Here is a 2002-nt window from a genome sequence, read left to right as displayed (position 1 = left end):
GAGTCGCCAGTTGGTAGCGTTCAGGTTGCTCTAACGCCGCTAGATAAATAGCAGGCTTAATGAGCGAACCGACAGCGCGCTCCGCATCAAGCGCTCTATTAAATCCGTGATAACGTGGATTTCTACCACCAAGTAAAGCCATCACTTCACCGGTACCAACCTCGGTGATCACTGCGCCGGCTTCAAGCTTGGCGGTTCCTGCTGACTGCTTTCGATCAAGGGTTTTGATACCAGTGGTCACCGCACGCTCAAGATTCTTTTGCAGCTGCGGGTCAAGCGTAGTGTAGATCTTCAAACCCTCACTACTCAGGTCTTCAGGCTGATAGTCTCTGCTTAGCTGCCGCTTCACTAGATCTATAAAAGCGGGGTAACGATTGGTTTGGAAGCTGGGCTTATGCGTCACCCGCAGAGGCTCAGCTTGGGCTTGCTGGGCGTCGGCGAGCGAAATCCAGTTTTCCTGATGCATCAGCGAGAGCACTAGATCTCGCCTTTCTTGAGCTCGTTCCGGTCGACGACGAGGATCGTAGTAGGATGGTCCCTTCAAGATAGCAACCAGCAAAGCCGCTTCCTCTAGCTCAAGATCTCGCAAGTTCTTCGCGAAATAAAAGCGACTCGCCATCGCAAAACCATGAATCGCCGTTGAACCAGACTGACCAAGATAGATGTCGTTTACATAGGTTTCAAGAATATCCGCTTTGGTGTAGTGCACCTCAAGCATTAACGCCATTAACGCCTCATTGACTTTTCTGACAATGCTGCGCTCGCGAGTAAGATAGAAGTTCTTCACCAATTGCTGGGTTAAAGTGCTGCCTCCTTGTACCACTCGCCCTGCTTGCAGATTGGCAAACATGGCTCTGGCGATTGACACAAGCGATATGCCCCAGTGTTCAAAAAAATTGCGGTCTTCAGTGGCAAGCAGGGCTGAAATCAACGAAGGAGGAATATCTTCGTAGGCAACAAGCTCTCTCTCTTCTCTTGTCTTGGGATAAATACCGCCAATTTTGTATGGCTCAATGGTGTAAATCCCTTCTTCCTTGGCCTGACTCATCAGTTCAATGGAACGAATCACATCGCCATCAATCTTTAACTCAAGCTTTAGTGCGGCCTGCGGCCCCTCAATGGTGTCATGTGCGCGGCGGAAAATCTCTACCCGGGTCCCTTCGCGCCAATATGTTCCTGGTCGATCGACAACGCGATTCTTGGTGTATTCGAGTAATCCCAGCTCTTGCTCTAAATTATCAAGATTCAGCGCCTGCCCCTCGAACAACTCTAAGGGCCTTGCCAATACCTGAGCGGGCAAATGCCAGCGCTTCCCTTCGAACTTATAGCGAACCTGTGCATCGAGATAAACGAGCCAAGAAATAAGTACCAGAGAAATAATGGAGAATAGCTTAAGCTTCCACCTACGTTTCACTCTGCCCTGCTCGCTTGAAGAAGAGGACGTTTTCGCGGATGTTTTTTTGGATTTGGCTTTAGACATTATCTTTGCAGAGCAAATGCGTCGCTGTTATTGTGCTCTCCGCTTTACGGAGGATACATGAACTCAGAGCTTGTTCAGTCGCTACTGAAACCTACACCTTACTCTCATCCATGTTCAACTATGGAACTGATTGAGACTCATATTTCGTGGATCATTTTGACTGGCGATTTCGCCTACAAAATCAAAAAACCCGTCAACTTCGGATTTCTTGATTTTACGTCATTAAGCGCACGTAAACAGTATTGTGAAGCAGAATTAAACTTAAACTCACGCTCGGCCCCCGAGCTCTATATCGAAGTGCTCGCCATCACCGGCGACGCTGCTGCCCCCAAACTCAACGCTATTACAAACATTGAACAAGATGGCGTCATCGAATACGCCATCAAGATGCACCAATTCAAAACTGAGGAGTTGTTTAGCGAGCTTGATGCGTCTCGCTCTTTGCCCTTTGAGCACATAGACGAGCTTGCCGACCGGGTTGCTACATTTCATCGAGCCGCACCAACAGCACCAGAGAACTCA

Annotated in this window: 1 protein-coding gene and 1 pseudogene; one reads left to right on the top strand and one right to left on the bottom strand. The window is 48.9% G+C overall.

Going from position 1 to position 2002, the window contains the following annotated elements:
* On the bottom strand, positions 1 to 1414 hold a 1414-nt coding region (locus A3751_RS21465), incomplete at its 3' end, for a transglycosylase domain-containing protein (protein WP_197466593.1).
* 123 nt (positions 1415 to 1537) lie between these two features.
* Between A3751_RS21465 and A3751_RS21460 the strand changes: the two are divergent.
* Positions 1538 to 2002 (top strand): annotated as a pseudogene (locus A3751_RS21460) (hypothetical protein); the annotation flags it as partial.

The organism is Oleiphilus sp. HI0080 (assembly GCF_001635135.1).
The sequence above is the reverse complement of the archived record's forward strand: the minus strand, read 5'-3'. Positions and strand labels throughout refer to the sequence as shown.